This window comes from Anoxybacteroides rupiense (assembly GCF_014196195.1).
Taxonomy (GTDB): Bacteria; Bacillota; Bacilli; order Bacillales; family Anoxybacillaceae; genus Anoxybacteroides; species Anoxybacteroides rupiense.
This window is the reverse complement of record NZ_JACIDF010000001.1, coordinates 279514-302890: the sequence shown is the minus strand read 5'-3', so window position 1 is coordinate 302890 and position 23377 is coordinate 279514. Positions and strand designations below refer to the sequence as shown.

The 23377-nt window shown below is 41.8% G+C and carries 28 protein-coding genes; 18 read left to right on the top strand and 10 right to left on the bottom strand.

The features are described from left to right. Positions 1–271: 271 nt before the first annotated feature. A complete protein-coding gene (lexA, locus tag GGQ95_RS01380) occupies positions 272–895 on the bottom strand; it encodes a transcriptional repressor LexA (RefSeq protein ID WP_044745279.1) in 624 nt (207 codons plus the stop codon). 148 nt (positions 896–1043) lie between these two features. Between lexA and yneA the strand changes: the two genes are divergently transcribed. The 6 genes from yneA (at position 1044) to GGQ95_RS01350 (ending at position 5752) form a co-directional block, all read left to right on the top strand. Further along, positions 1044–1343: a cell division suppressor protein YneA gene (gene yneA, locus GGQ95_RS01375; RefSeq protein WP_044745278.1), complete on the top strand. Its 300-nt coding sequence runs from the start codon at positions 1044–1046 to the stop codon at positions 1341–1343. A gap of 16 nt (positions 1344–1359) precedes the next feature. Beyond that, a complete protein-coding gene (locus tag GGQ95_RS01370; RefSeq protein WP_044745277.1) occupies positions 1360–2010 on the top strand; it encodes a YneB family resolvase-like protein in 651 nt (216 codons plus the stop codon). A 67-nt stretch (positions 2011–2077) separates the two neighbouring features. Further along, on the top strand, positions 2078–2308 hold the full coding sequence (locus GGQ95_RS01365) for a DUF896 domain-containing protein (protein ID WP_044745276.1): 231 nt from the start codon (positions 2078–2080) through the stop codon (positions 2306–2308). Positions 2309–2431: 123 nt separating this feature from the next. Then, positions 2432–4438: a transketolase gene (tkt, locus tag GGQ95_RS01360; RefSeq protein WP_080862635.1), complete on the top strand. Its 2007-nt coding sequence runs from the start codon at positions 2432–2434 to the stop codon at positions 4436–4438. Positions 4439–4592: 154 nt separating this feature from the next. Continuing rightward, entirely contained in the window at positions 4593–5027 is a 435-nt protein-coding gene (sirA, locus tag GGQ95_RS01355) for a sporulation inhibitor of replication protein SirA (RefSeq protein ID WP_044745274.1), read from the top strand. A 512-nt stretch (positions 5028–5539) separates the two neighbouring features. Then, the gene (locus GGQ95_RS01350) at positions 5540–5752 is read left to right on the top strand and encodes a YneF family protein (RefSeq protein WP_044745273.1); all 213 of its coding nucleotides are present in this window, start codon (positions 5540–5542) and stop codon (positions 5750–5752) included. A gap of 211 nt (positions 5753–5963) precedes the next feature. Here the strand turns inward: GGQ95_RS01350 and GGQ95_RS01345 are convergent, their stop codons facing one another. Beyond that, a complete protein-coding gene (locus GGQ95_RS01345) occupies positions 5964–6143 on the bottom strand; it encodes an aspartyl-phosphate phosphatase Spo0E family protein (RefSeq protein ID WP_044745272.1) in 180 nt (59 codons plus the stop codon). A gap of 166 nt (positions 6144–6309) precedes the next feature. Between GGQ95_RS01345 and GGQ95_RS01340 the strand changes: the two genes are divergently transcribed. The 3 genes from GGQ95_RS01340 (at position 6310) to GGQ95_RS01330 (ending at position 8293) form a co-directional block, all read left to right on the top strand. Then, positions 6310–7017 (top strand): cytochrome c biogenesis CcdA family protein, encoded by a 708-nt coding sequence (locus tag GGQ95_RS01340; RefSeq protein WP_066147414.1) that lies wholly within the window; start codon positions 6310–6312, stop codon positions 7015–7017. Between the two features lie 188 nt (positions 7018–7205). Beyond that, positions 7206–7565, top strand: coding sequence for a response regulator (locus tag GGQ95_RS01335; protein WP_044745270.1), 360 nt, complete (start codon positions 7206–7208; stop codon positions 7563–7565). A 233-nt stretch (positions 7566–7798) separates the two neighbouring features. Next, positions 7799–8293, top strand: coding sequence for a CcdC family protein (locus GGQ95_RS01330; protein WP_369815497.1), 495 nt, complete (start codon positions 7799–7801; stop codon positions 8291–8293). 39 nt (positions 8294–8332) lie between these two features. Here GGQ95_RS01330 and GGQ95_RS01325 read toward each other — a convergent pair whose 3' ends face one another. Then, positions 8333–8761 (bottom strand): DUF2621 domain-containing protein, encoded by a 429-nt coding sequence (locus GGQ95_RS01325; RefSeq protein ID WP_044745268.1) that lies wholly within the window; start codon positions 8759–8761, stop codon positions 8333–8335. A 258-nt stretch (positions 8762–9019) separates the two neighbouring features. Between GGQ95_RS01325 and GGQ95_RS01320 the strand changes: the two genes are divergently transcribed. Beyond that, positions 9020–9676 carry a cell wall hydrolase gene (locus GGQ95_RS01320; protein ID WP_066147419.1) on the top strand — a complete coding sequence of 219 codons (657 nt, stop codon included), beginning with the start codon at positions 9020–9022 and terminating at the stop codon, positions 9674–9676. 414 nt (positions 9677–10090) lie between these two features. Here the strand turns inward: GGQ95_RS01320 and GGQ95_RS01315 are convergent, their stop codons facing one another. Beyond that, a complete protein-coding gene (locus GGQ95_RS01315; RefSeq protein WP_063504932.1) occupies positions 10091–10222 on the bottom strand; it encodes a small acid-soluble spore protein P in 132 nt (43 codons plus the stop codon). A gap of 116 nt (positions 10223–10338) precedes the next feature. Here GGQ95_RS01315 and GGQ95_RS01310 point away from each other — a divergent pair, with 116 nt between their 5' ends. Continuing rightward, a complete protein-coding gene (locus tag GGQ95_RS01310; RefSeq protein WP_066147422.1) occupies positions 10339–10599 on the top strand; it encodes a hypothetical protein in 261 nt (86 codons plus the stop codon). A 64-nt stretch (positions 10600–10663) separates the two neighbouring features. Here GGQ95_RS01310 and sspO read toward each other — a convergent pair whose 3' ends face one another. Beyond that, positions 10664–10813, bottom strand: a complete 150-nt coding sequence (gene sspO / locus GGQ95_RS01305) for a small acid-soluble spore protein SspO (RefSeq protein WP_066147424.1) — start codon at positions 10811–10813, stop codon at positions 10664–10666. Between the two features lie 206 nt (positions 10814–11019). On the opposite strand from sspO, the gene acnA reads away from it, so the two are divergent. Continuing rightward, positions 11020–13728, top strand: a complete 2709-nt coding sequence (gene acnA / locus GGQ95_RS01300; protein WP_066147426.1) for an aconitate hydratase AcnA — start codon at positions 11020–11022, stop codon at positions 13726–13728. Between the two features lie 84 nt (positions 13729–13812). Here acnA and sspL read toward each other — a convergent pair whose 3' ends face one another. After that, positions 13813–13950, bottom strand: a complete 138-nt coding sequence (gene sspL / locus GGQ95_RS01295; protein ID WP_066147428.1) for a small, acid-soluble spore protein L — start codon at positions 13948–13950, stop codon at positions 13813–13815. Between the two features lie 77 nt (positions 13951–14027). Here sspL and GGQ95_RS01290 point away from each other — a divergent pair, with 77 nt between their 5' ends. Then, entirely contained in the window at positions 14028–14489 is a 462-nt protein-coding gene (locus GGQ95_RS01290) for a divergent PAP2 family protein (RefSeq protein WP_066147431.1), read from the top strand. 62 nt (positions 14490–14551) lie between these two features. Further along, complete coding sequence (locus GGQ95_RS01285) at positions 14552–14824, top strand: DUF6123 family protein (RefSeq protein WP_044745261.1); 273 nt, start codon at positions 14552–14554, stop codon at positions 14822–14824. 15 nt (positions 14825–14839) lie between these two features. Here GGQ95_RS01285 and GGQ95_RS01280 read toward each other — a convergent pair whose 3' ends face one another. Then, positions 14840–15769, bottom strand: a complete 930-nt coding sequence (locus tag GGQ95_RS01280; protein ID WP_044745260.1) for a DMT family transporter — start codon at positions 15767–15769, stop codon at positions 14840–14842. A 16-nt stretch (positions 15770–15785) separates the two neighbouring features. After that, positions 15786–16178, bottom strand: coding sequence for an RNase H family protein (locus GGQ95_RS01275; protein WP_044745259.1), 393 nt, complete (start codon positions 16176–16178; stop codon positions 15786–15788). A 342-nt stretch (positions 16179–16520) separates the two neighbouring features. On the opposite strand from GGQ95_RS01275, the gene GGQ95_RS01270 reads away from it, so the two are divergent. Next, the gene (locus GGQ95_RS01270) at positions 16521–17201 is read left to right on the top strand and encodes a ribonuclease H family protein (RefSeq protein ID WP_044745258.1); all 681 of its coding nucleotides are present in this window, start codon (positions 16521–16523) and stop codon (positions 17199–17201) included. Beyond that, positions 17194–17421, top strand: a complete 228-nt coding sequence (locus GGQ95_RS01265; RefSeq protein WP_183186252.1) for a zinc-finger domain-containing protein — start codon at positions 17194–17196, stop codon at positions 17419–17421. The genes GGQ95_RS01270 and GGQ95_RS01265 overlap by 8 nt, the downstream gene beginning before the upstream one ends. A 312-nt stretch (positions 17422–17733) precedes the next feature. Here the strand turns inward: GGQ95_RS01265 and cspD are convergent, their stop codons facing one another. Next, positions 17734–17934 (bottom strand): cold-shock protein CspD, encoded by a 201-nt coding sequence (gene cspD / locus GGQ95_RS01260; RefSeq protein ID WP_044745256.1) that lies wholly within the window; start codon positions 17932–17934, stop codon positions 17734–17736. Between the two features lie 343 nt (positions 17935–18277). Here cspD and GGQ95_RS01255 point away from each other — a divergent pair, with 343 nt between their 5' ends. Then, a complete protein-coding gene (locus tag GGQ95_RS01255) occupies positions 18278–18529 on the top strand; it encodes a hypothetical protein (RefSeq protein WP_044745255.1) in 252 nt (83 codons plus the stop codon). A 754-nt stretch (positions 18530–19283) separates the two neighbouring features. Further along, positions 19284–19682 carry a sporulation protein gene (locus tag GGQ95_RS01250; RefSeq protein WP_066147437.1) on the top strand — a complete coding sequence of 133 codons (399 nt, stop codon included), beginning with the start codon at positions 19284–19286 and terminating at the stop codon, positions 19680–19682. A gap of 424 nt (positions 19683–20106) precedes the next feature. On the opposite strand, the gene GGQ95_RS01245 is transcribed toward GGQ95_RS01250, so the two are convergent. Next, the gene (locus tag GGQ95_RS01245) at positions 20107–22671 is read right to left on the bottom strand and encodes a bifunctional diguanylate cyclase/phosphodiesterase (RefSeq protein ID WP_066147440.1); all 2565 of its coding nucleotides are present in this window, start codon (positions 22669–22671) and stop codon (positions 20107–20109) included. Between the last annotated feature and the right edge of the window lie 706 nt (positions 22672–23377).

The window sequence follows — 23377 nt, the reverse complement described above, 5'->3', positions numbered from 1 at the left end:
CAGTTACAACGTTAGTCACTATCATTTTATCTGTCAAGAACGATACGGATTATGATGTAGAGAAATGATTTGCTGTTCGTTCCTGTCTTTATGCAGCATCCGTCTTAAAATGGGCAAAAATGTACCGCTCAAATGAATTGCACAAAATGATGCCGCTTCCATCCATATAGACAAATAAGAGAACCTAGCGGATTTTAACAATGATCGAATAATCATCGCTACTTAAAACAAGGGTAGATAAGGTGAATTTCACTTTATCTACCCTTGTTTGTTATTGAATCATGCGATATACGCCGATCACTTTCCCGAGAATCGTAACATCGTTGACGATAATAGGCTCCATATGAGGGTTTTCTGGCTGTAGGCGAATGTGGCCTTGTTCTTTAAAAAAGCGCTTGACGGTTGCTTCGTTTTCTTCCGTCATAGCAACGACAATATCTCCGTTATTAGCTGACTGCTGCTGACGAACAATGACAAAATCTCCGTCTAAAATGCCTGCCTCAATCATACTATCGCCCATTATTTCAAGCATAAAAACATGGTCCTCTGCAGAAACGAAGCGTTCTGGGAGCGGAAAATAGTCCTCCACATTTTCGATAGCGGTTATTGGTTGCCCTGCCGTTACCTTTCCGATGACCGGAACATTGATCACATTGCTCGGCCGCATGAATGAGGCAAAATCCGGATCTAATATTTCAATCGCGCGAGGTTTAGTTGGATCACGGCGGATGTATCCTTTGCTTTCAAGCCGAGCTAAATGTCCATGCACCGTTGAGCTAGAGGCAAGTCCAACCGCTTCGCCAATCTCACGAACGGAAGGAGGATACCCTTTAGTTTTTACTTCTTTTTTGATGAAATCGAGAATTTGCTGTTGGCGTTTCGACAGTTTGGTCATGTTTCACACCTCTTACCCATCGTTTTTTTTATTATAACACGAGGAGAACAAAAAAACAAACATAAGTTCGAAAAAATGGTTGACGCAAACGAATGTTCTTAATATAATGGGTAAAAAAGCGAACAAACATTCTAAGAGGTGGGAGAAGATGAAAGTTACTCATTATCTCGTGTTTTCATGCTTGGTGTTTATGCTACTATCGGGTTTCGTGTATGCGAGCCATCCGATTCAAAAGGAGAAATATTTAAAAATTACGGTAGAATCCGGAGATACGCTTTGGGGAATAGCCAATGAATACAGATCTTCACATCAGCTTTCAACGAAAGAATTTATTGAATGGGTAATGAATGTAAACCATTTGCCAAATGAAAAAATTGCTGCGGGTGAAAAGCTAGTGATTCCCGTGTTAAAATCAAAGGCAGAAAAGAAGCTAGTCGTCAGTAAATAATAATGGAGATGATGGAATGAAAGCGATTATTTATTGTCGGGTGAGCACAAACAAAGAGGAACAAGAAACATCACTGCAACGGCAGAAGGAGGAGCTTGAGCAGCTCGCCGAAACATATCGTTTTCAAGTCGTTAAGGTCATTGAAGAGCGGGCAAGCGGTTATGAGATTGAGCGAGACGGGATACTGGAGCTTTTAGAAGCGCTGAAAGAGGATAAAATCGAAGCCGTTCTCATCCAAGATGAAACGAGGCTTGGACGAGGAAATGCAAGAATTGCCTTATTGCATTGTATTCAAAAAGAAGGAGCCAAGCTGTATACGGTATGCCATCATGGAGAACTACAGCTATCAGAAGCTGATTCCATGGTACTAAGTATCCTCAGCATCGTAGAGGAGTATCAGCGCAAAATACATAACTTAAAAATCAAGCGCGGGATGCAAAAAGCCGTTGAACGTGGATATCGGCCAGAACGAAATTTGAAAAATATAGGTGAACATGCCGGAAGAGATCGCCTTGAGCTACCAATTGAAGAAATTATCCGTCTGCGCAGGAACGGACTGACCTTTGCTGAAATTGCGGCGACTTTGCGCGGATTTGGATATGATGTGTCGAAAGCGACTGTCCATCGCCGCTATCAGGAATATGAGCGGAAAAGTCAGTCAACATAGTTGTCAAGGATCCATTTCTCTAGTAAGATGGGGGCATAATATTTTTCGAAATAGGTGGAATGAAACGATGATCTCAAAACAAAAAATCGCTCGCATTAATGAATTAGCGAAAAAGGCAAAGACAAGCGGGTTGACAGAAGCGGAGAAAAAAGAGCAAGAGCAGCTTCGCAAGGAGTATCTTCAAGCATTTCGCCAAGCGGTAACGGATACTCTGCATTCTGTAAAAATTATTGATCCAAATGGAAAAGATGTGACGCCCAAAAAATTGAAGGAAAGTCAAAAAAATCGGTTGCATTAAGAGAAGCAAGCATTCTCATCAGTCAAAGATTCTTGATTTTTTGAAGAAACGTTGTACATTTTTTCTTACTTTCTATATGATAGAAATGGATAAAACGCTACGAAACGAAAGGATGAGCAAAAAATGGCACAAACGATTGATCAATTGGCCATCACGACAATCCGAACGTTGTCGATTGATGCAATTGAAAAAGCGAATTCCGGGCATCCAGGCATGCCGATGGGCGCTGCGCCGATGGCCTATACGCTTTGGACCAAATTCATGAATCATAATCCAAGCAATCCAAAATGGTTTAACCGCGACCGTTTTGTGCTATCTGCGGGTCATGGCTCTATGCTTTTATATAGCTTGCTTCATTTAAGTGGCTATGACGTATCAATGGAAGATATCAAACAGTTTCGCCAATGGGGGAGCAAAACACCCGGACATCCGGAGTACGGTCATACACCTGGAGTAGAAGCAACAACAGGTCCGCTTGGTCAAGGGATTGCGATGGCTGTCGGTATGGCAATGGCAGAACGTCATTTAGCGACTACATACAATCGAGATCATTTTGAGATTATTAACCATTACACATATGCCATTTGCGGCGATGGAGACTTGATGGAAGGGGTTGCCTCTGAAGCAGCTTCATTAGCTGGTCATTTGAAACTTGGCCGTCTCATCGTTCTTTATGATTCGAATGACATTTCGCTCGATGGAGAGCTGCAGCTTTCCTTCTCGGAAAATGTCGCACAGCGCTTTGAGGCATATGGATGGCAATATTTGCGCGTTGAGGATGGAAACGATATCGAGGAAGTTGCGAAAGCACTTGAAACAGCAAGAGCAGATGTCAATCGCCCAACGCTCATTGAAGTGAAAACAACAATTGGCTATGGATCGCCAAATAAGGCAGGAACTTCTGATGTTCACGGCGCTCCGCTTGGCGCAGATGAGCTAAAACTAACAAAAGAGGCTTATAAATGGACGTTTGCCGAAGATTTTTATGTACCGGAAGAAGTATATGGCCATTTCCGTCAAGTTGTTCAAGAAGTGGGAGCACAAAAAGAAGCGGAGTGGAATGAATTGCTTGCCGCTTACCAAAAAGCTTATCCAGATTTAGCGAACCAATTGAAGCTGGCGATCGATGAGCAGCTCCCTGAAGGATGGGAAGAGCAGCTGCCTGTTTACCCAGAAGGCAAGAACATAGCCACACGCGCATCCTCAGGAGAGGTGTTAAATGCGATTGCGAAAGCTGTTCCACAGTTTATTGGCGGTTCCGCGGATCTTGCGGGATCGAATAAAACGCTGATTAAAGGAACAGGCAACTTTATGCCGGAAAGCTATGAAGGGCGAAACATTTGGTTCGGGGTTCGTGAATTTGCCATGGGAGCGGCATTGAATGGAATGGCGCTTCATGGGGGAGTAAAAGTATTTGGCGGTACATTCTTTGTGTTTTCTGATTATTTGCGTCCAGCTATCCGTCTTGCTGCATTAATGGGCTTACCAGTCACCTATGTGTTTACGCACGACAGTATTGCGGTCGGTGAAGACGGACCGACTCATGAGCCGATTGAGCAGCTTCCTTCATTGCGGGCAATGCCGAATTTATCGTTAATTCGCCCAGCAGATGCGAACGAAACCGCGGCCGCATGGCGCTTAGCACTGGAATCAACGGATCGCCCAACAGCGCTTGTGTTGACAAGACAAAACCTCCCGACGCTTGCAACCACGGCAGAGCGCGCATATGAAGGTGTGAAAAAAGGTGCATATGTCGTATCAGAAGCAACGAATGGAGAACCGCAGGCCTTGTTGCTTGCTTCCGGTTCAGAAGTGAGTTTAGCTGTTGAAGCGCAAAAAGCGTTGGCTTCTGAGGGCATTTATGTTTCGGTTATTAGCATGCCATCTTGGGATCGTTTTGAACAGCAGCCGGAAGAATATAAAGAGCAAGTTTTGCCGTCTGCTTTGAAAAAGCGTCTAGCGATTGAAATGGCGGCTTCATTCGGGTGGGAGCGCTATACGGGAGATGAAGGAGACATTTTAGCAATCGATCGCTTCGGCGCTTCTGCTCCAGGCGAACAGATTATGAAAGAGTATGGGTTCACAGTGGAGCATGTAATCGAGCGTGTAAAGAAGCTTTTGCATCCATAATGAAATAAGGTGAAAAAGCTGCCTTTTATTAGCGAAAGGTAGCTTTTTCTTTTGTTTCGACAAAAATAGTGAAGAATTTTTGCGCCAATAGACACGTTTCTCTCTTCTGTTTTTCTATAATAGGTAAAAAGAAGAAAAGAATGGAGGACGAAATGTGACGCGCTATTGGATTTATTTGTTTCGAGACGATGTAGTGAAAGATTACTATCATCGTCCAGAAAAAATCGTCGAGCTGCTTCGGGAATATCAAAAGGCCCCTTTTAAAAGTGTTTGCCATAAACAAGTTGAATTTATTACAGAACGCATTTCGTTTTCACGTGTAGAGTTAGGAATAAAAGAGCATTTTTCTGGACAAGTTGAGAGAAACTTGGAACGAAATATGCTAATGTTTAAACATGATCAAACGAATGAAGAGGCACTTGTCATTGTCCAAAAGCGCCGCTTACTCCTCATTAGCGATTGCTATGATTTAACCAATCGTATTTTCCAGTCATTAGCTATGATATCATCCGCTTTTCTAGCGATTGACAGCGAGTTTAGCCACTATCAATGGCTCAAAGCAGAATTAGAAAACAGAAAATTTGCCTAAAAGATGGAAATAAAAATAATGATTTGGGATAGCGTGTCTATGTGAAAAAAGGGCGTTGGATCTTGGGAGAAAAAATCACATGGACTGGCAATAGAAAGGCAAGTCTTTGGACTTGCTTTTCGTTCGTATTCGCGTGATCGACCGTCGTCCACTTGTGGACCAATGTTGATGCACCAGCAGTGATTCATTTAGCCTTCGATCCATTTACCAATGATAGAGATTCAGTGAAAAGATGGAACATATATAGTCAAAAGCAGATTCCCATTTTTTCGACGGTAGGAGATAAGTTGGCGACTTATATCGATCACGCTCCAGCGTGAAAAAATTGGAAGATTCACTCAGTTCAATCAAGATCGTCTTCTTGATCTGCTCTTCTGTAGCAAACTGTATTTATTGTTCTTTCTGATCGACGGAATTGTGCGTAAATAAAAGATTTTTAAGGGAAAATATTGTATAATAGCTCATTGTTTAGTACACTGTTAGATAGACAACATGAAGGAGGAAAAAGCAGTATGTGGACAACGATTCTCGTTGGCATTCTAGCGCTTATCGCTGGAACAGCGCTAGGATTTTTCATTGCCCGTAAAACGATGATGAACTATTTAAAGAAAAACCCGCCAATTAATGAGCAAATGATTCGAATGATGATGATGCAGATGGGAATGACACCGTCGCAAAAGAAAATCAACCAAATGATGAAAGCGATGAACAACCAGCTTAAATAAACATGGGACAGGCACTCCGCGGAGTGTCTTTTTATTTGCGCTAAACGGTGTAAAAGCTAACAAAGCAGGAGTTAGATCGAATGAGCTTTTAAGAGGGGGGACGCCTGAACGTCGTTAGTAGCGCAGCGAACGAAAGCTTGTCTATACAAGTGGTCCGTTACTCTGCAACAAACGGAATGTTTCATAGTGAGAAAACGCCTCATCGTTTTTTTTACTGAGAAGAGAGGCGTTTCTGTTTCTTGTATACGTATTCATTATATTGGTTCAAAAGCAAGTCCAATTCTTGGCTGATTTGAATGGTAATCGCTGCGTTTAATCCACTTTTGGCAACCATTTCAATCAGTTCGTTTCTTTTCTTTTCAATGAGCCGAAGCATCTCTTGTTTTGACACGGGAGAACAAGTCCTTTCTGTTGTACAAAGTTATATAGGTATTGTATACTATTCTGGCAATTAATTCAAAAGAAAAAAGTCGGTTTTTTTTAAATTCATACATCACCATTAAGATTTATTTTTTGGTAAAATTAAAGAAAAAATAGAACTTGTGGGGTTGAAATTGATGACAGACGTAAATCTTTTTTTAGCATTTGGAGCAGGATTTTTATCGTTCATTTCTCCATGCTGTCTGCCGTTATATCCGGCATTTTTATCTTATATTACCGGCATTTCGGTCGCGGAACTGCAAGCGGAGAATGCGATGTTGCAAAAGAGGAGCTTGTTGCATACGCTGTTTTTTTTGCTTGGTTTTTCTCTTATTTTTGTTTCCATTGGATTTGGCACTTCACTAATTGGCGAACTGTTTAAACAATATCAAGATTTTATTCGGCAAGTCGGCGCCATTTTAATTATTTTCTTTGGATTTGTGATCATCGGTGTATTTAAGCCAGGCTTTTTGATGAGAGATCATCGCATTTCCTTTCGCAATCGTCCGTCAGGGTATGCGGGATCGATATTGATTGGCATGGCTTTCGCAGCAGGGTGGTCGCCGTGCACAGGCCCGATTTTAATGTCAGTGATTGCTTTAGCAGCGACAAATCCAGGATCAGGAATGGTTTATATGACAGCTTATTCTCTAGGCTTTGCCGTTCCGTTTTTTCTTTTATCGTTTTTTATTGGGAAAATGCAATGGATTCGCCGCTATCATATGAAAATTATGAAAGCAGGCGGATATGTGATGATTATAATGGGGATTTTGCTGTTTTTTGACTGGATGACGAAAATCATTATCTACACGACCAGTATTTTTGGAGGTTTTACGGGATTTTAGCGCTATCGAAAAGGAGTCTCCCATTTCTAAACAAAGCGTAGGTGATGGGATGTTTTCTGTCAAAAGGAATCATAGATTGTCACTATATTTAAGTTGAAATTCTTCCGCAAATTCGTTACATTGTTGCATAGGATTATTGTCGACCCATGATCGCGCATATTATTTTTCTGGCTAATAGGGGGATTATTATGGCAAAAGTGTTGATTGTCGATGATGCGAAATTTATGAGAATGACATTGTCAAATATTTTAAAAAAAGCGAATTGTGAAGTAGTAGGAGAAGGAGAAAACGGAAAAGAAGCGATCGAGCTGTATCAAGCATTAAAGCCAGACATCGTAACGTTAGATATTACAATGCCTGTAATGAATGGCATTGAAGCGATCAAAACGATCAAACAAATAGACCCGAAAGCGAAAGTTATTATGTGTTCGGCGATGGGACAGCAAAAAATGGTGGTTGAAGCAATCGAGGCAGGAGCGATCGATTTTATTGTGAAGCCGTTTGATGAAAGCCGTGTGATGGAAGCGATTGCCCGTGCTTTAATGTAAAATAGGTGGATTTTGGAAATTTAAAGTGTGTAAATAGACACCTAAATAATGGAACGTAGGCTGTGTGTTGATTTAAAGCATATTGCTGCGTGTTCAGTAGTGATGACGGTGACACTAATTTTAGAGCGGCTTCTGGGCATGCTCTATTTGCGTGTTTTTGTTGCTGCTGAATCTTCTTGCTTATAGAAGTCTATAATGAAATAAAGGAAAGCAGTAAAATCTTATAGCAAAGGATGATTTGCTTGGCAATTTTAAGCACAATTATCGCGATTATAATGGCGCTACTCATTTTGTTTGTTCGTATGAAGGCATCGAAAAAACCGACAAATGCCAAAAAAATTATTCTGCCGCCGCTTTTTATGAGCACCGGCTCGCTCATGTTTTTAGATCCACTGTTTCGCGTGACAAAAGGGGAACTGATGGAAGCCATTGTTTTAGGTGCCTGTTTCTCGGTTTTTTTAATTAAAACATCCAAGTTCGAAATTCGCGATCACCATATTTACTTAAAGCGGTCCAAGTCATTTGTTTGGATTTTAGTTGGTCTTATTATCATTCGTCTTGGTTTAAAGGTCTATTTAGGCAGAACGATTGATTATCATCAGCTGAGCGGCATGTTTTATTTATTGGCATTTGCGATGATCGTTCCGTGGCGAGCGGCGATGTATGTTTCTTATAAACGTCTAGAGAAGCAATTAAACAATAATCCGACTCTTTGGTCGACACAATAAAAAAGATGGGGACTCCCCATCTTTTTTGTTATATCGGATTTACTCAAGTAAATGAGCATATGGCGCCAAATCGATTTGCTTTTCGTTTAAAGCTTTGACTAAAAATTTATGATCACGTTTTGGTGTAGCGATAATGTAACCGCGGATAACAAGATCTTTTGTAATGCGTGAAGCTTGCTCTTGAAGTGCTAATTCGCCGATTTTACCTGCGATTTTCTGGCGAGCGACATCGCGAAATAACTCGGGAACGGGCTTCACTAAGTCCTCAAGCAGCGCTTTTTCTTCCTCTCCCCACAAATGCCGGGTCTGCTCAATGTAGTATTCCTGCCAATCGAGCTCTGATTTTCCGTCTGCTTTTGGCAGGCGCTTTAAAAATTTACGGAACATAAAAAAGCCGCCAATCGACATCATCGTAAGCAAAAAGACCACCCAGAATAAAATAAACCAAAGAAACCAGCCTGTTAGCATGTTTTCACCTCAATACAGCCTTCATGATCTATCAAACATTATCTCTAAAAGAAGAATATTTGGCAAGAACGCTGTTATAAGCGCTGTTACGAAACTGTAATACAACTGTAAAAAAATAAGCTCGTCCTTTATATATCAACAGATGGAGAACATTTCATGAGCTGGAATGGAAACGTCGCCCAGTGTCAGCACACTTGAAACATGCTAATCTAGTAAATGCGAACGGGAAAACCAAAAAGCGACTATGAGGAGGCCATCATGATCAAAAGGATTTTAGCAATACTCGCAGTAGTTGGCTGTATGGTTGTAGCGTTTACGCCACATAAAAGTAGTGCAGCAACCACATATACATACTATAAAGTGCAAAAAGGAGATTCGTTTTATAAAATCGCTCAAAAATACAAAACGAGTGTTTCAACGTTAAAAACGCTAAATAAAAAAACAACAGACCGCATTTTGGTCGGAGAAACATTGAAAGTGCCTGTCATAGCAACAGCGAAAAAAACGACAACCGCTTCGTCAGCAGCGAAATGGAAAATTACCGCAGAGGAAAGAACGCTTTTAGCGCAACTTGTTCAAGCGGAAACAGGATCTAGTGAACCGTTCGCAGGAAAAGTAGAGGTTGCGCTTGTGATTCTGAACCGGGTCAAAGATCCGGCGTTTCCTAACACGATAAAGGGCGTGATTTATCAAAAAACGAAAACAGGCTATGCGTTTGTTCCTGTCAAAACAGGAAAGCTGACAAAAATCCGTCCAACAAAGCAAGACTACGATGCGGTTGATCGCGCGGTAGCATTATTCCCAAGCGATCGGCGCCATTCGTTGTATTTTTATAATCCGGCTATTACAAAAGACCGCTGGATGCTTTCAAGACCTGTTACCATCCGGATCGGTCATCACGCATTTGCAAGATAAGCCAAAAATATTGATAGAAGAAGGCCTCTTTCCGCTGGTTGAGTTTGTTAACAGGCTGAAAAGAGGCTTTTGTTCATGATGCAATCATGCTTTCAGCTTTATCGATCTAAAGTAATAAATGAACCTATATAAATCCCATTTCAACTTTCGACATATGAACTTGTGCGATACGTTAGGGGCTTTTTTAAATCTATCCGCAATGCGTTCCAAAAAGATAGATTCCCAGAAGTAGAACTGACTAACAATCATATTTTCTTTTATATGTTCACACACATTTTAACAAAGTGAATGGCGATTATTATTTGTAAACCAAATAAATAAAAAAATCTAAAAGCTATTAAAAACGATAGCTTTTAGATTTTTGGGAGGGGGAGCCTTGGGCAGTTGCCCCTTTCTTCTGTCTATTTTGTTGCATTACATATCATGTCCAGCGTTATGCTTTTGCCGCGTATGATTGCGGTTTTTGACTTTTTTGGAGCCGTCCAGCGGTTTGGGTTGTCCCGACTGTTCGTTATTGCGGCCGTTTTTTGCTGTGTCTTTGCTCATAAAAATAACCTCCTTTTATTGATTAGGATAGCAGGGTTTTTTTTATTTATTCATCGTATAAATTTTTGAATATTTGACACGATATAAATGTGCAATGCAGTGGAAGGAGGAAGAACATGCCGTATCATAAAGATAAGCAACAAGCGTTTCAAGCCGCTGAACAAGGGACGATGGAAGCGAAGGAATGGTATGACCATTTAGTTCGCGATCAGGCCGATTACGGAAGCCAGTTAAAGCATTTAAAGCAGGAAGTCAATGAAGCTTTTGAACAAATCAATAACGCAATGGAAGTCGCTTCAGAAACGCAGCGACTGCGTCTTGAACAATTTCGTACGGATTTGCAAACGATTGTAGACGAGGTAAACGAGATTCAATAAAAGGGAATGTGCACCGCAGCATTCCCTTTTATTCTGCTGCTCACTTCGCAGCAGCGAAGAAGGGTTATTGATTCTTTTTTCTCTTTTTATTGTTTTGGCGTTCTGCTTCCGTTAATGGTTCATTGGCAAATTCCTCTTCGTAGCCAGCTCCCATTCCTTGCGCCTTTGCTGCGTTCATGCCCGGAATGACATGATGGGCCTTCCGCTTTCCCATTCTCCTTTCACCTCCCTACTATAGTTTGCGAAGGAGAGGGAAATTTATTCTCTGAAAAGGAGAAACGAGGGAATAATTATTTACAATTCATAGTGCTTATAATAAGATAAAAGCGTACCAATTTTACGGGTTTTGGGAGAATTCGTACTATTTTTTCGACATTTATGTGAAAAAATAGTATAGTATTGATTGAGGGGGTAATACATATGGCAAAACAAGATGTATTTCAAGCCCGCACTTCATTTGAGGTAAACGGTAAAAAATATAACTACTATCGTTTACAAGCGCTTGAAGAAGCGGGAATCGGTAACATCTCCCGTTTACCTTATTCCGTCAAAGTTTTATTAGAATCAGTGCTTCGGCAAGTAGACGGGCGTGTCATTACAAAAGAGCATGTGGAAAATTTAGCAAAATGGGGAACGGACGAGTTAAAGGAGATCGATGTCCCGTTTAAGCCGTCTCGTGTTATTTTGCAAGACTTTACTGGTGTTCCTGCTGTTGTTGATTTGGCATCTATGCGCAAAGCGATGGCGGATATCGGCGGAGATCCATATGAAATCAATCCTGAAATTCCAGTGGATCTTGTGATCGACCACTCTGTTCAAGTGGACAGAGCAGGCAGTGATGATGCTCTTCAATACAATATGAATCTAGAATTTGAACGAAACGCTGAGCGCTATAAATTTTTAAAATGGGCTCAAAAGGCGTTTAATAACTATCGTGCGGTGCCACCAGCAACAGGAATCGTTCACCAAGTGAACCTAGAATATTTGGCGAACGTCGTTCATGCAGTAGAAGGAGAAAACGGCGAATATGAAGCATTTCCTGATACGCTTGTTGGAACTGACTCCCATACAACGATGATTAACGGTATCGGTGTCCTTGGATGGGGCGTCGGCGGAATTGAAGCGGAAGCGGGAATGCTTGGACAGCCTTCTTATTTCCCTGTTCCTGAGGTTATCGGCGTTCGTTTGACGGGAAAATTACCAAATGGGACAACAGCTACGGATCTTGCTTTAAAAGTAACACAAGTGCTTCGTAAAAAAGGCGTAGTCGGCAAATTTGTGGAATTTTTCGGCCCTGGTGTGGCTACTCTGCCTCTCGCTGACCGTGCGACCATCGCGAATATGGCGCCAGAATATGGAGCGACATGCGGCTTTTTCCCTGTAGATGCTGAAGCGCTTGATTATTTGCGGTTAACAGGACGAGATGAGCATCATATTCAAGTGGTGGAAGCGTATTGTAAAGCAAACGGTCTCTTCTATACACCAGATGCAGAAGAACCGACATTCACAGATGTGGTTGAACTCAACCTATCTGAAATTGAAGCCAATCTTTCCGGACCAAAGCGTCCACAAGATTTGATTCCGCTTTCTAAAATGCAAAGCTCGTTCCGTGAAGCAATAAAAGCTCCGCAAGGAAACCAAGGCTTTGGATTAACAGAGGCAGATCTTGAGAAAGAAATAACGGTCGCATTAAATGGCGAAGAAGTTAAAATGAAAACAGGTGCGATCGCCATCGCTGCGATAACAAGCTGTACGAATACGTCAAACCCGTATGTGTTAGTAGGTGCCGGATTAGTAGCGAAAAAAGCAGTTGAAAAAGGAATGAATGTTCCAAAATATGTCAAAACATCGTTAGCTCCTGGTTCTAAGGTTGTTACTGGATACTTAAAAGATTCTGGTTTGCTTCCATACCTTGAGCAAATTGGCTTTAATATTGTTGGATACGGTTGTACAACGTGTATCGGTAACTCCGGTCCGCTAGCTCCAGAGCTTGAGAAAGCAATTGCGGAAAATGATTTGTTAGTGACAAGCGTTCTTTCCGGAAACCGTAACTTTGAAGGCCGGATTCATCCGCTTGTTAAAGGGAATTACCTAGCATCTCCTCCGCTTGTAGTAGCTTATGCGCTAGCAGGTACGGTTGATATCGATCTTCTTAACGATCCAATTGGCAAGGATAAAGACGGAAACGATGTGTACTTTAGCGATATTTGGCCAACAACGGAAGAAATAAAAGAAGTAGTGAAGCAAACCGTAACACCAGAATTGTTCCGCAAGGAGTATGAGCGTGTGTTCGATGATAATCAACGCTGGAATGAAATCGAGACAACGGATGAACCGCTCTATCAATGGGACGAGGATTCCACATATATTCAAAATCCTCCGTTCTTTGAAGGGTTGTCTCCAGACGTTCGCCAAGTACAACCGCTCGCAGGCTTGCGCGTAGTAGGCAAGTTTGGCGATTCTGTCACAACTGACCATATTTCTCCGGCCGGATCGATCGGCAAAAACACTCCAGCAGGCCAGTATCTGATTTCTAAAGGCGTCGAGCCGAAAGATTTCAACTCTTACGGTTCACGGCGCGGTAACCATGAGGTGATGATGCGCGGTACGTTTGCGAATATTCGCATCCGCAACCAGATTGCTCCTGGTACAGAAGGGGGCTACACAACATATTGGCCAACTGGTGAAGTCATGTCGATTTACGATGCCTGCATGAAATATAAACAAGACGGCACGGGTCTTGTTGTTATTGCTGGTAAAGATTACGGAATGGGAAGCTCTCGTGACTGGGCGGCGAAAGGTACATTCTTGTTAGGAATTAAAACGGTGATTGCTGAAAGCTTTGAGCGCATTCACCGCTCCAACCTCGTCCTCATGGGAGTATTGCCGCTTCAATTTAAAGAGGGAGAAAATGCTGAAACATTGGGACTTACCGGAAAAGAAACATTTGAAATTCACATTGATGAAAATGTGAAACCGCGTGATTATGTAAAAGTAACCGCGACAGATGAAGCTGGAAACAAGAAGGAATTCGAAGTGCTTGTGCGCTTTGACAGCGAAGTGGAAATCGACTACTATCGCCATGGCGGAATCTTGCAAATGGTCTTGCGTGAAAAATTGCATAAATAATAAGAGAATGGCTGTAGACAAAGTCCAATGGACTTTGTCTACAGCCATTTTACGCATCCCTTCCACCTCAAGCTTTTAATTGCGCTATTTCGTATTGCTTCGTTTTGCTGCGCTTTCAAGTTCACTCTTTGGATCTGGAGAAAATGTTGCATCTTGCCCGTATCCTTGGGGATTTACGCCAGGGGCCTTTGTCCCGCGGTTTGTTCCTCCGTTTTTCGCCATTTTCCGTTCACCTCCGCGGATAGTGTTGCCTAGTTATGAAAAAAATATGTTTAGGACACATGAAAGGGGAAAAAAAGATGAATCAAGCATTAAAGACAGCTTTGTCAGCAATCGCTTTTGCACAATTCCTAAAAATCCCGTTAAAAAAAAGAGAGACTGGACAGTGGGATTGGAAGTATTTTTTTGAGACAGGGGGAATGCCCAGCTCTCATTCTGCCGGTGTTACTTCGCTTGCTACATTTATTGGATTAAAAAAAGGAATGCGAACCATTGATTTTGCTTTGGCTGCGTTGTTCGGTCTTATTGTCATGTATGATGCTCAGGGCGTGCGGCGGCAGGCGGGGGAGCTAGCGATTCGGTTGAATGATTTGGCCGAGGAAGTCATGCGACTTGAACAAAGCCCAAAGCAAAAATGGTATGAGCAGAAAAAAGAATGGATCCGCGAGCGTCTTGGGCATCAGCCAATCGAAGTGATGGCTGGCGCTTTGCTTGGAATAGCCACAGGCTGTTTTTCATATCAACGAACAAATAAAAAATAAGCTAGCCATAATGAGCAAAATGAGTTAAGATGAAAGCGAATCTACCATAGGGAGATCCGCGTATGAGAAAGCAAACAATCGAACAATATTTTCTTTTTTTAGAGAGCAAGGGCTTCCGTTTCCATGAAGATGTTTTTCGTTTTGTTCAGTTCGGAAAGCAATATGTGCAAGCAAGTGATGAACTAACCATTATGGCTCTGGAGTGGACGCTAAAAATTCAAAAGCAGTTTGACGGCAGCTTTTTTCTTTCGCTGCTTGAAGAGTTTTGCCAACAGAGGCTGGAAACGCGCCAGCAGGTACAGTTATTCATGAAAGAAAAAGGATTGATTGACTAAAAAAATCCTCGAAGGTTAGGTTCGAGGATTTCCTTGTGTAAGCGTTCGTTTGGAGAACCATGAAAAAATCGGAATTTCTGACACGATCATACCGCACAAAATGCCAATGCATCCGATGATAGAAGAAACGGAAAGCCGTTCTCCTGCCCCAATATAGGCGGTTACAGCGGCGAATACGGGCTCCATTGCAAAGATAAGCGCTACACGGGCAGCTGTTGTGTATTTTTGAAAGTTTGTCTGAATAAGGAAAGCAGCAGCTGTGGCGAACAGCGATGTAATCAGCAGAGCTGTCCATACTTGCCGCTTCGCTAAAATAGCGCCATTCCACATATTGGGGGCATCTTCAAACAAAAAGGCGCCAATGGAGCACATGACAGCGACAGTAAAAATTTGCATAATCGTCAGCAAAAGCGTTGGATAATGTGCGGAGTATTTTCCCGTGATAATAATATGCATGGCGAATGAAACAGCGCAAAAGAAAACGAACACATCGCCCTGATTAATCGATAATTCGGCTCGTTCCATCGTTAAAAAATATAAGCCGAATGCAGCGATAATCGAGCCAAATACGGCATTAGCGGTTGGCTTTTGTTTTAAAAAAAAGAAAGAGAATAGCGGCACTAATACAACGCTAAGACCGGTAATAAAACCGGCCTTTGAAGATGTTGTATATAAGAGCCCTATTGTCTGCAACGCATAACCGCTAAACAGCCACAGCCCCATCCAAAATCCGGCATATAAAAGCGAGCGATTAAAATGTTGTAACGAAGATCGTTGAAATAGAAGCAGCCAAATGAGCAAACAAATTCCTGCGATCCAAAAGCGTACAGCGTTAAAAGAAAGCGGTTCAAGAAAGGAGATCGCATTTTGAACAACAACAAATGTCGCTCCCCATATAAACGTAACAGCCAGTAGGCTAGCATCGGCGATCCATTGCTTTTTCAATGTTTCTCCCCCTTAACTAGGATTTATTTTTATGAATTGCTTGTCGAGCCAGTTCATCAGCGACATGATTGTCCTTGCTCGGAATCCATTTTAAAAAAAATAAATCCAATTTTTTCGTTAATAAGAGGGCTTGCTGTAAAAGGGGGGCGTATTGCCGATTTTTTATATATTCCTTCTCGACTGCATCATCAATGAGCTGAGAGTCTGTGCGAAAGGAAACGACGCGATAACCTTTTTCCACACAAATTTCAAGTGCTTTAATGAAAGAATAGAGCTCTGCCTCGTGATTTGACATGATACCGAGAGGAATCGAATATTGTTCTACTGTTCCATTTCCTTTAATGAAAATTCCGGCACCTGAAGGCCCAGGATTGCCGGCGCTTGCTCCATCAATATATACTTCAATCAAGTGTTCATCCCTCCGTCGTGTGAAATAGCCTCGCTAAATACAGGTCGGTGCGCAGCATCATCCATGAGAAGTCGCATATGCCGCAAGCTGGTTTTTAGCTTACCGAAGCCGAAAAATAGCCATCTAGCTAAATAGAGGCAGCCTTTTCTTCTGTATTCACGAAAATATCGATTTCTTAACCTGAACTTATATCGGTTACGAGTGAAGCGCATATGAAGAACTATTGCTACTTTATCATCATTTTTAGGAAATTTCTATATTTTTTTGTTAACCATAAGCAGTTATTTCGTACGTTTGTTTGATATATAATAAAAGAAGAACAATGGCGGAAGGATGACAAAAATGGATGTAATCATTCAATGGACATATATAACTCCTAAAAAACAAGAAATTATATTAACTTCGGAGCTTCTTGAAGCGGAGAAGGCGTTATGGATGGCGGAGGATTTTGAGAAAACGGGACGTGTGAAGGACTTAGTGTTTATTGATCGGCAAAATACGTCATGGACGAAAAAAGAGCTCGTTAAGCTATTGCAAGAAGTGGAAAGCGAACCTCATGATATTATTGCTTATTTTGATGGGGGCTTTGATAACGAAACATCAGAAGCGGGAATCGGGGCGGTGATCTATTACCATCAAAATCATCAGCCATATCGATTTCGCATGAATCGCCGTCTTTATGAATTAAAATCAAATAACGAGGCGGAATACGCTGCTTTTTGGTCGGTTGTACAAACTCTTGAAGAAATGGGAGTCCATCATTTGCCGGTTGTCTTCCGCGGCGATTCTCATGTTGTGCTGAATCAGCTGTCTGGTGCATGGCCTTGCTTTGAAAAGGACTATAGTGCGTGGCTTGACCGAATTGAAGCCAAACTGAAGGAGCTCGGTATTCATCCGATTTATGAACCAATTTCTCGAAAGCAAAATAAGGAAGCAGATCAGCTGGCGCGTCAGGCGCTTGAAGGAAAAATAATTGAAAGCACAATTGAACTTACAAAGAAAGGAACTAATGCAGATGAATAGGGAGAAAAAATTAGCGAAACGAAAAGAGATACTGGCGAAACTAAACGATCTTCATTCTACATATTGTGATGGCTGTTTTATAAAAAACACACTGCGTAAGGAAGAAGGAAAAAGATCAGCGCAGTCTTTTTGTATTACCTGTTGTACGGTGGGAGAGCAAATTAAGCAATATGGGGAGATGCTGCTCATGGTTTCCTCAAGCTCTTATCAGGAGAGATAGGCGTTACCCTTTTAGAGATTATCTTAGTTCGATGCTTGTATTTAAAGGGTGCATTCGCTGGAAAGAAAGCAATGAAAAAGGAAATGGCCGAGATAACAAGATATCATGCACTGCAGCTTGATGATGACAGAGCGAACATTTGTTTGAATCATGGGCAGCGCAGGATCGGACATTCTTTTTCAGCTTGATCTGTTCATATGAACGAATCACCTGTTGTCTGCGTTGGTAGCAGCAAAAAAGGGCTAACCTACCGCTGTTAGGTCAGCCCTTGGCTTTCGCTTTCGTCTTACTTCTATGTCAACGAGCGCTTGATTATAATTTTACAACGTTAGCTGCTTGAGGTCCGCGGTTTCCTTGTACGATTTCAAAGGAAACTTCTTGGCCTTCTTCTAATGTTTTGTAGCCGTCACCTTGGATTGCTGTGAAGTGAACGAATACATCAGCTCCACCTTCCACTTCAATGAACCCATAACCCTTTTCATTGTTGAACCATTTTACTTTACCGTTTTGCATAATACTTAATTCCTCCTAATACCTTTAGCACCTATGGCTAATTAAAAAATTTTATCAAATAACGGAATATACTCCACAGCGGTCTAAGGTGAACGTGCGTGCTGCTTGGGTTGAAATATATTCTGTTAAATGATGTTTTTACTATACACTAATGCAACGTCATCGTCAAGGAAAAGAGAGTGAAATTCAGAAAAAATTTGCAAATTTTTTGGTAATATTCTAATCCAAAAGGGGAATGCCGTGTGACTGGCGAATTACTTGATTAAGACATAAAAAGAAGCGCGTATGAATATATAGCACTTATCATATATTGAGAATACAAGTGCAAAGGGGGATATTGCGTATGTATCGTGGAAAAATCGCTGGAAAAGAAGTGATTATCCATTTAGGAAGACGAGTGAAGACACAGAATGTTGATGTGCGTAAGCTTTATCATACCGTTCTTTCATATGGCGAAACAGCTTTTCAAAAAGGACAGCAGACGTTTTGTATTTACAATGATCATGTAGGGATGATCGTCGCTGAACTGGAGCAGCATGATGTTCCTGTTATTCGGGTGGATTATGTTATTGAAAACCAAAATGTTTACGAGTAATTCCAAAGTGTATACAATCTTTCTAATCGGACGCGCCAAAGGATGGCGAACATCATATGTGGGAGCAATGGAAGAAAAAGCTGTGAACGAAGGTGAATATTGGCTGTCGTTTAGCATGTTTATTTAACATCATCCACCGAGAGGTCTCTCAGCTCATAACGGGGTGGGGATGCGGGGTTTTGTCTCGCTCCATGTTGCCTTTGCGCTAGATCAATCATGTAATGGAAAGATGAAACGGGCGATATCCATCAAACACACGATCGGAAGGCAAGTACAACCACTTGCCTTTTCGTTATGAATCGGCTTGATAAAGGCTAGAACAGTCCCCATCAATGGTTCTGTGAAGCGGCGTGGCTCGACCATCCGCTCGTTTCTTAGACCGATGGACGGGATGAAACGAGCGGGATTTGTTTGGAGTTTTGTCATGCATTTACCTCATAGAGGGACGCCGTGGTTTGTCTTTGATCGTCGATTTTCTGAAGATGATTCTCACTATCTGCCAATTGCATGTTGGCGGATAAATTTTATATTGACAAAATGGTTTTTGTGGAATAAATTAGAAAATAGAAAGTGATGGAAGCGCTGTCATTTTCTCGATAAGCGCTCAGACCTTTGCTTAAATGGCATGGGTCTTTTATCTTTTTTTTGCTATATAGACAAGAAAATGAAACAAGATCGGAGTGACAAACGTATGTTATATCGTTCACATTAATAAAGAAAGAGTATAAAAGATAATGTAAGAGGTGACAAGAGGATGCTATTGCGGAAAATGATGTCCAAACTAGGTGTTGGTTCAGCATATGTGGATCTGCTTTTAAATAAAAATATACTTCATCCCGGAGATGTGATTGAAGGGCAGCTGTATATTCGCGGCGGCACAGTGGAGCAGAAAATTAAGAAGCTTGATGTCGATTTTGTTTGCAAAATGCTGCGAGATGGAAAGGAAGAAGATACGGTCATTGCGACCATTCCAATTGCTGGGGAGTTTATCATTAAAGAGGAACAAAAAAAATTTTTGCCTTTTTCCTATCAAATCCCTGAAGATATTCTTCCTTCGCAGCTGGGGGTTTCATATCGCTTTATCACACGTTTGCACATCGAAGACGCGATTGATACATTAGATTTTGATTACATTCAAATTGTGAAAAAATAAAAGTGTTGACAACGCTTACATGATTTGCTGCCTTATATCAATTCGGAAACCCACACATACATCTCGAATGGATCGAGGAATGTGTGGGTTTTTGTTTTTTGGTTTATCAATTATGCAAAGAAGCATAGAGTAAGAGATAGGGCAAATGGATTGCCATCCTTCATCCCTTTGTAATCACGATCTAGCCAGCATTGTGCGCAAACGTCTTTTTGACTCCAGCACACACTCCATTGTCAAAAATGATGAGCAAAACGACTCTGGCTGACTTGGTCATAAAATGGGTGACTCTTTGTCTTTTCCAAGATCCACACATCAGTCCCAAGAATCGGTTTGGTGTTTAGGGAGATAGCCGTCGAAAACAACGACAGATAGACAGGAAAACGTTTAATATATACAGGAATGGCGATCATCCGTTGATCGGTTGCTAATAAAGATGGCGAATTCCTTGAAATAATAGCTTAGTCGCTTCTTTTGGATGCAGCGGTCTGCTGAACAAGTACCCTTGCGCTTCTTGGCAACCTTTTTCTTCTAAGTAACGAAATTGATCGAGATGCTCGACCCCTTCAGCGATCACGTTCATTCCAAGGTGGTGTGCCAGCGAAATAATGGTCGTTGTAATCACGCTTCCGTAGTAAGAGCGGGGACAATCGGCGATAAAAGATTGGTCGATTTTAACCGTATCCACATCCAGCCGCTTTAAGTATGCCAGCGATGAGTAGCCTGTCCCAAAATCATCAATGGAAAGCCGCACGCCAATCTCTTTCATCCGCATTAAGTTATTTAAGATGATCGGTTCATTATAAATCATAAGGCTTTCGGTAATCTCAAGCTCTAAATATTCTGGCGATATCTGCTTTTGTGAGAGAATGGCTTCCACTCTTTTGGCAAAATGCTGGTCTTGCAGTTCTTTCACAGAAATATTGACGGCAATTCGAACGGGCGGCAATCCAATCTTTTTCCATTTTTCATGCTGTTCACACGCCTGGCGAATGACCCATTCGCCAATGGAGACAATAAAGCCGGTTTCTTCTGCTAAAGGGATAAATTCACTTGGAGGAACCGTACCGTGAACGGGATGATACCAACGGACAAGTGTTTCCATTGCGCGAATTTTTGTCGTTTTTACATCAATAATGGGCTGATACACAATAAATAACTCGCGATTTCGAATGGATTTATGCAAATCTCCTAGCAAAATGAGGTCCGGCAATTTTTTCTTTAAGTGATCATCTTGGAAAACATAGTAATCGTTTTTGCCCTTTTGTTTTACTTCATACATCGCAATATCGGCATATTGAATTAATGCATCTACGTTTTCACTATGTTGCGGATAAAGGGAAATGCCGATGCTAAGCGTCAAAAATAATTCTAAATCGTCAATTTGGACAGGATCTTGAAACATTCGCAAAATACGCTGTGCTATGTCGATTGCCTGCTCTTGATGATCGAGGTTGGGCAAAATAACGGTAAATTCATCGCCGCCCATTCTTGCTACTGTGCCGCTATTAGCCACACATTTTTTAATTAAATCCGCTGTTTTTTGCAATACTTGATCGCCAAAGCTATGGCCAAGAGAGTCGTTGACATATTTAAAGCGATCGATATCCATATATAAAACGGCCGCCATTTTTCCGTTTTCCCTGGCTTTCTTAACGGCAGCGAGAACGAGTTCAGGGAACAATCGCCGATTGGGCAAACCAGTTAACGGATCGTAATAAGCCATTTGCTGGATGCGTTCTTCCCGTTCCTCACGCTCTGTCACATCTTTTGCAATCACAGAAACGCCGATAATTTTTTTATTGATAAAAATCGGAATCGAGGTGGCGTTTAAATATAAAATCGTTCCTGTTTTATGCTGAATACGAAAATCGACATGGCGGGAGTAGCCTTCTGCTGTGTTGGCAAATGCTTCAATGGTTTTCGGCCAATCCTCTCCTATGACTAAATCATGCAATGTCATGCTGAGCAATTCATGGCGAGAGTATCCGGTAATTTGCGCAGCCGCGCCATTAGCCGCAAAAAATGTTCCGTCTAAATGGAGTGAAAATACAGCATCTTGATTGTATTCAAATAATGATTGATAATGCTGTCGGCTTTCTTGAAGCTCCTCCCGCATTCGAGCTTGTTCAATAGCTAGGCCAGCTAAGGATGAAAACGTATAGATGAGATCCATATCTTCAGTATCGGGCTCACAAGGCTCGCGATGGTACATAGCGAAAGTTCCAAGAACTTTTTTTGTTGATGAAAAAATGGGAATGGACCAGCAAGCTCGCAATCCATGCGATCGAGCTAACGCTTGATAACGTTGCCAGAGCGGGCTTGTTTGAACATCAGAAACGATCACAAGATCGCGCTGGTATGCTGCTGTGCCGCAAGAACCGGCGTTCATTTTTACCTCCATTCCATTGATCGTTTCAACATAGTCAGCAGGCAGGCTTGGCGCAGCCGCATGATAAAGCTTTTTCGTTTCATCATTCATTAATAGGATAGAACAAAGAATGTTGGGACGGATTTCTTCGACGGTACGGGAGATTTCAGTTAATATATCGGACAAAGGAAGCTCTTTCGCAATCCATTCCAGCACCTTCTTTTGTCCGGTAAGCAGCTGCCTTGCTTTTTTTTCTGACGGGATGTGATGGCACGAAATAAGAAAAAGCGTTTTTCCGTCTTCGCTGGTCATCTGAGACATATTTTGTTGAATCAATATGATTTCGCCATTCTTTTTTAATGCTCTAAATTCAAGGGAATGAATGTTATTTGGCTGATGAAGGAACAGCCATTTAGAACGGTGCCTTACCCTTTTCCGGTCTTCCGGATGAACGAGCGCAAACGGCGATGTTCCAATCAACTCCGTGCGCATATACCCTAAGTAGCGCGCAGCAAATTCGTTGACATCTACGATATCCCCGTTTTCATCTAAAATGAATTGCATGGCAGGCATAAAAAAATAGAATCGCATATAGGACGAATCGTATGAGTGGATCTCCATAAACAAAGCAACCCCAATCTGTGTAAGTGTATGTGTATTTGTGCACTTCGTTTTCATAGACTGCCAAGCAATGAATCGAAATGGTGTCATTGCGTAAATAACGAAAAGATGAAAGCAAGCGATTCTTAGCTGAGCAGCCGTTGATTTAGAGAATGATAAAAACGAGAGTTTCCCCAGTCCCCGTTAGTTTATGTACACCTGAGAGGTCGATTTTTCAGCGAGCCTAGAGATGACGTGACATAAGACAAAATGATAGAAATGCAACTGAAAGATGGAATAGTCACTGGAAAATCGACGATCTGAGGGCAAGTTGGTGTGGACTTGCCTTCGGTACGCGAATGAGATAAAGGTCGCAGCTGAACAATACCGCCTTAAGACCTATTAACAGGCTGTGAATCGATTCGTTCCCCGATTGTATAATGGCCGGAAAACAATATACCCTTTATATTAAGTCCTTCATATAAGCTGCTTTTAGACTCATTCTTTTGTCTGCAAAACGTTCAGCGATTCGGAAAATGGATAACTAAAATGAATAAGCCTCCATCCCTTCAATCCCCAAGCAGAACAAATGATGGCTTGAGGATATGTCCATGCATATGAGTATGCGGAAGTGAAAGGAAGGACTCTGCTATACTGCACGTGTCAATGCTTCAACAGCGAACAGAGAAGCGAGGACCAGACCGTTTTCATCGAGAAGAATGGAGAG

Excerpts from the sequence above, each read along its gene's own strand:
- lexA (WP_044745279.1), bottom strand. The coding sequence starts at position 895 with ATGACCAAACTGTCGAAACGCCAACAGCAAATTCTCGATTTCATCAAA.
- GGQ95_RS01285 (WP_044745261.1), top strand. The coding sequence starts at position 14,552 with ATGAGAAAGCAAACAATCGAACAATATTTTCTTTTTTTAGAGAGCAAG.
- GGQ95_RS01265 (WP_183186252.1), top strand. The coding sequence starts at position 17,194 with ATGAATAGGGAGAAAAAATTAGCGAAACGAAAAGAGATACTGGCGAAA.
- GGQ95_RS01350 (WP_044745273.1), top strand. The coding sequence starts at position 5,540 with ATGTGGACAACGATTCTCGTTGGCATTCTAGCGCTTATCGCTGGAACA.
- GGQ95_RS01335 (WP_044745270.1), top strand. The coding sequence starts at position 7,206 with ATGGCAAAAGTGTTGATTGTCGATGATGCGAAATTTATGAGAATGACA.
- GGQ95_RS01320 (WP_066147419.1), top strand. The coding sequence starts at position 9,020 with ATGATCAAAAGGATTTTAGCAATACTCGCAGTAGTTGGCTGTATGGTT.
- GGQ95_RS01330 (WP_369815497.1), top strand. The coding sequence starts at position 7,799 with ATGATTTGCTTGGCAATTTTAAGCACAATTATCGCGATTATAATGGCG.
- GGQ95_RS01325 (WP_044745268.1), bottom strand. The coding sequence starts at position 8,761 with ATGCTAACAGGCTGGTTTCTTTGGTTTATTTTATTCTGGGTGGTCTTT.
- GGQ95_RS01270 (WP_044745258.1), top strand. The coding sequence starts at position 16,521 with ATGGATGTAATCATTCAATGGACATATATAACTCCTAAAAAACAAGAA.
- GGQ95_RS01290 (WP_066147431.1), top strand. The coding sequence starts at position 14,028 with ATGAATCAAGCATTAAAGACAGCTTTGTCAGCAATCGCTTTTGCACAA.
- acnA (WP_066147426.1), top strand. The coding sequence starts at position 11,020 with ATGGCAAAACAAGATGTATTTCAAGCCCGCACTTCATTTGAGGTAAAC.
- sspO (WP_066147424.1), bottom strand. The coding sequence starts at position 10,813 with ATGGGAAAGCGGAAGGCCCATCATGTCATTCCGGGCATGAACGCAGCA.
- GGQ95_RS01370 (WP_044745277.1), top strand. The coding sequence starts at position 1,360 with ATGAAAGCGATTATTTATTGTCGGGTGAGCACAAACAAAGAGGAACAA.
- GGQ95_RS01310 (WP_066147422.1), top strand. The coding sequence starts at position 10,339 with ATGCCGTATCATAAAGATAAGCAACAAGCGTTTCAAGCCGCTGAACAA.
- tkt (WP_080862635.1), top strand. The coding sequence starts at position 2,432 with ATGGCACAAACGATTGATCAATTGGCCATCACGACAATCCGAACGTTG.
- GGQ95_RS01315 (WP_063504932.1), bottom strand. The coding sequence starts at position 10,222 with ATGAGCAAAGACACAGCAAAAAACGGCCGCAATAACGAACAGTCGGGA.
- GGQ95_RS01245 (WP_066147440.1), bottom strand. The coding sequence starts at position 22,671 with ATGGAGATCCACTCATACGATTCGTCCTATATGCGATTCTATTTTTTT.
- GGQ95_RS01255 (WP_044745255.1), top strand. The coding sequence starts at position 18,278 with ATGTATCGTGGAAAAATCGCTGGAAAAGAAGTGATTATCCATTTAGGA.
- yneA (WP_044745278.1), top strand. The coding sequence starts at position 1,044 with ATGAAAGTTACTCATTATCTCGTGTTTTCATGCTTGGTGTTTATGCTA.
- GGQ95_RS01250 (WP_066147437.1), top strand. The coding sequence starts at position 19,284 with ATGCTATTGCGGAAAATGATGTCCAAACTAGGTGTTGGTTCAGCATAT.
- cspD (WP_044745256.1), bottom strand. The coding sequence starts at position 17,934 with ATGCAAAACGGTAAAGTAAAATGGTTCAACAATGAAAAGGGTTATGGG.
- GGQ95_RS01365 (WP_044745276.1), top strand. The coding sequence starts at position 2,078 with ATGATCTCAAAACAAAAAATCGCTCGCATTAATGAATTAGCGAAAAAG.
- GGQ95_RS01340 (WP_066147414.1), top strand. The coding sequence starts at position 6,310 with ATGACAGACGTAAATCTTTTTTTAGCATTTGGAGCAGGATTTTTATCG.
- sspL (WP_066147428.1), bottom strand. The coding sequence starts at position 13,950 with ATGGCGAAAAACGGAGGAACAAACCGCGGGACAAAGGCCCCTGGCGTA.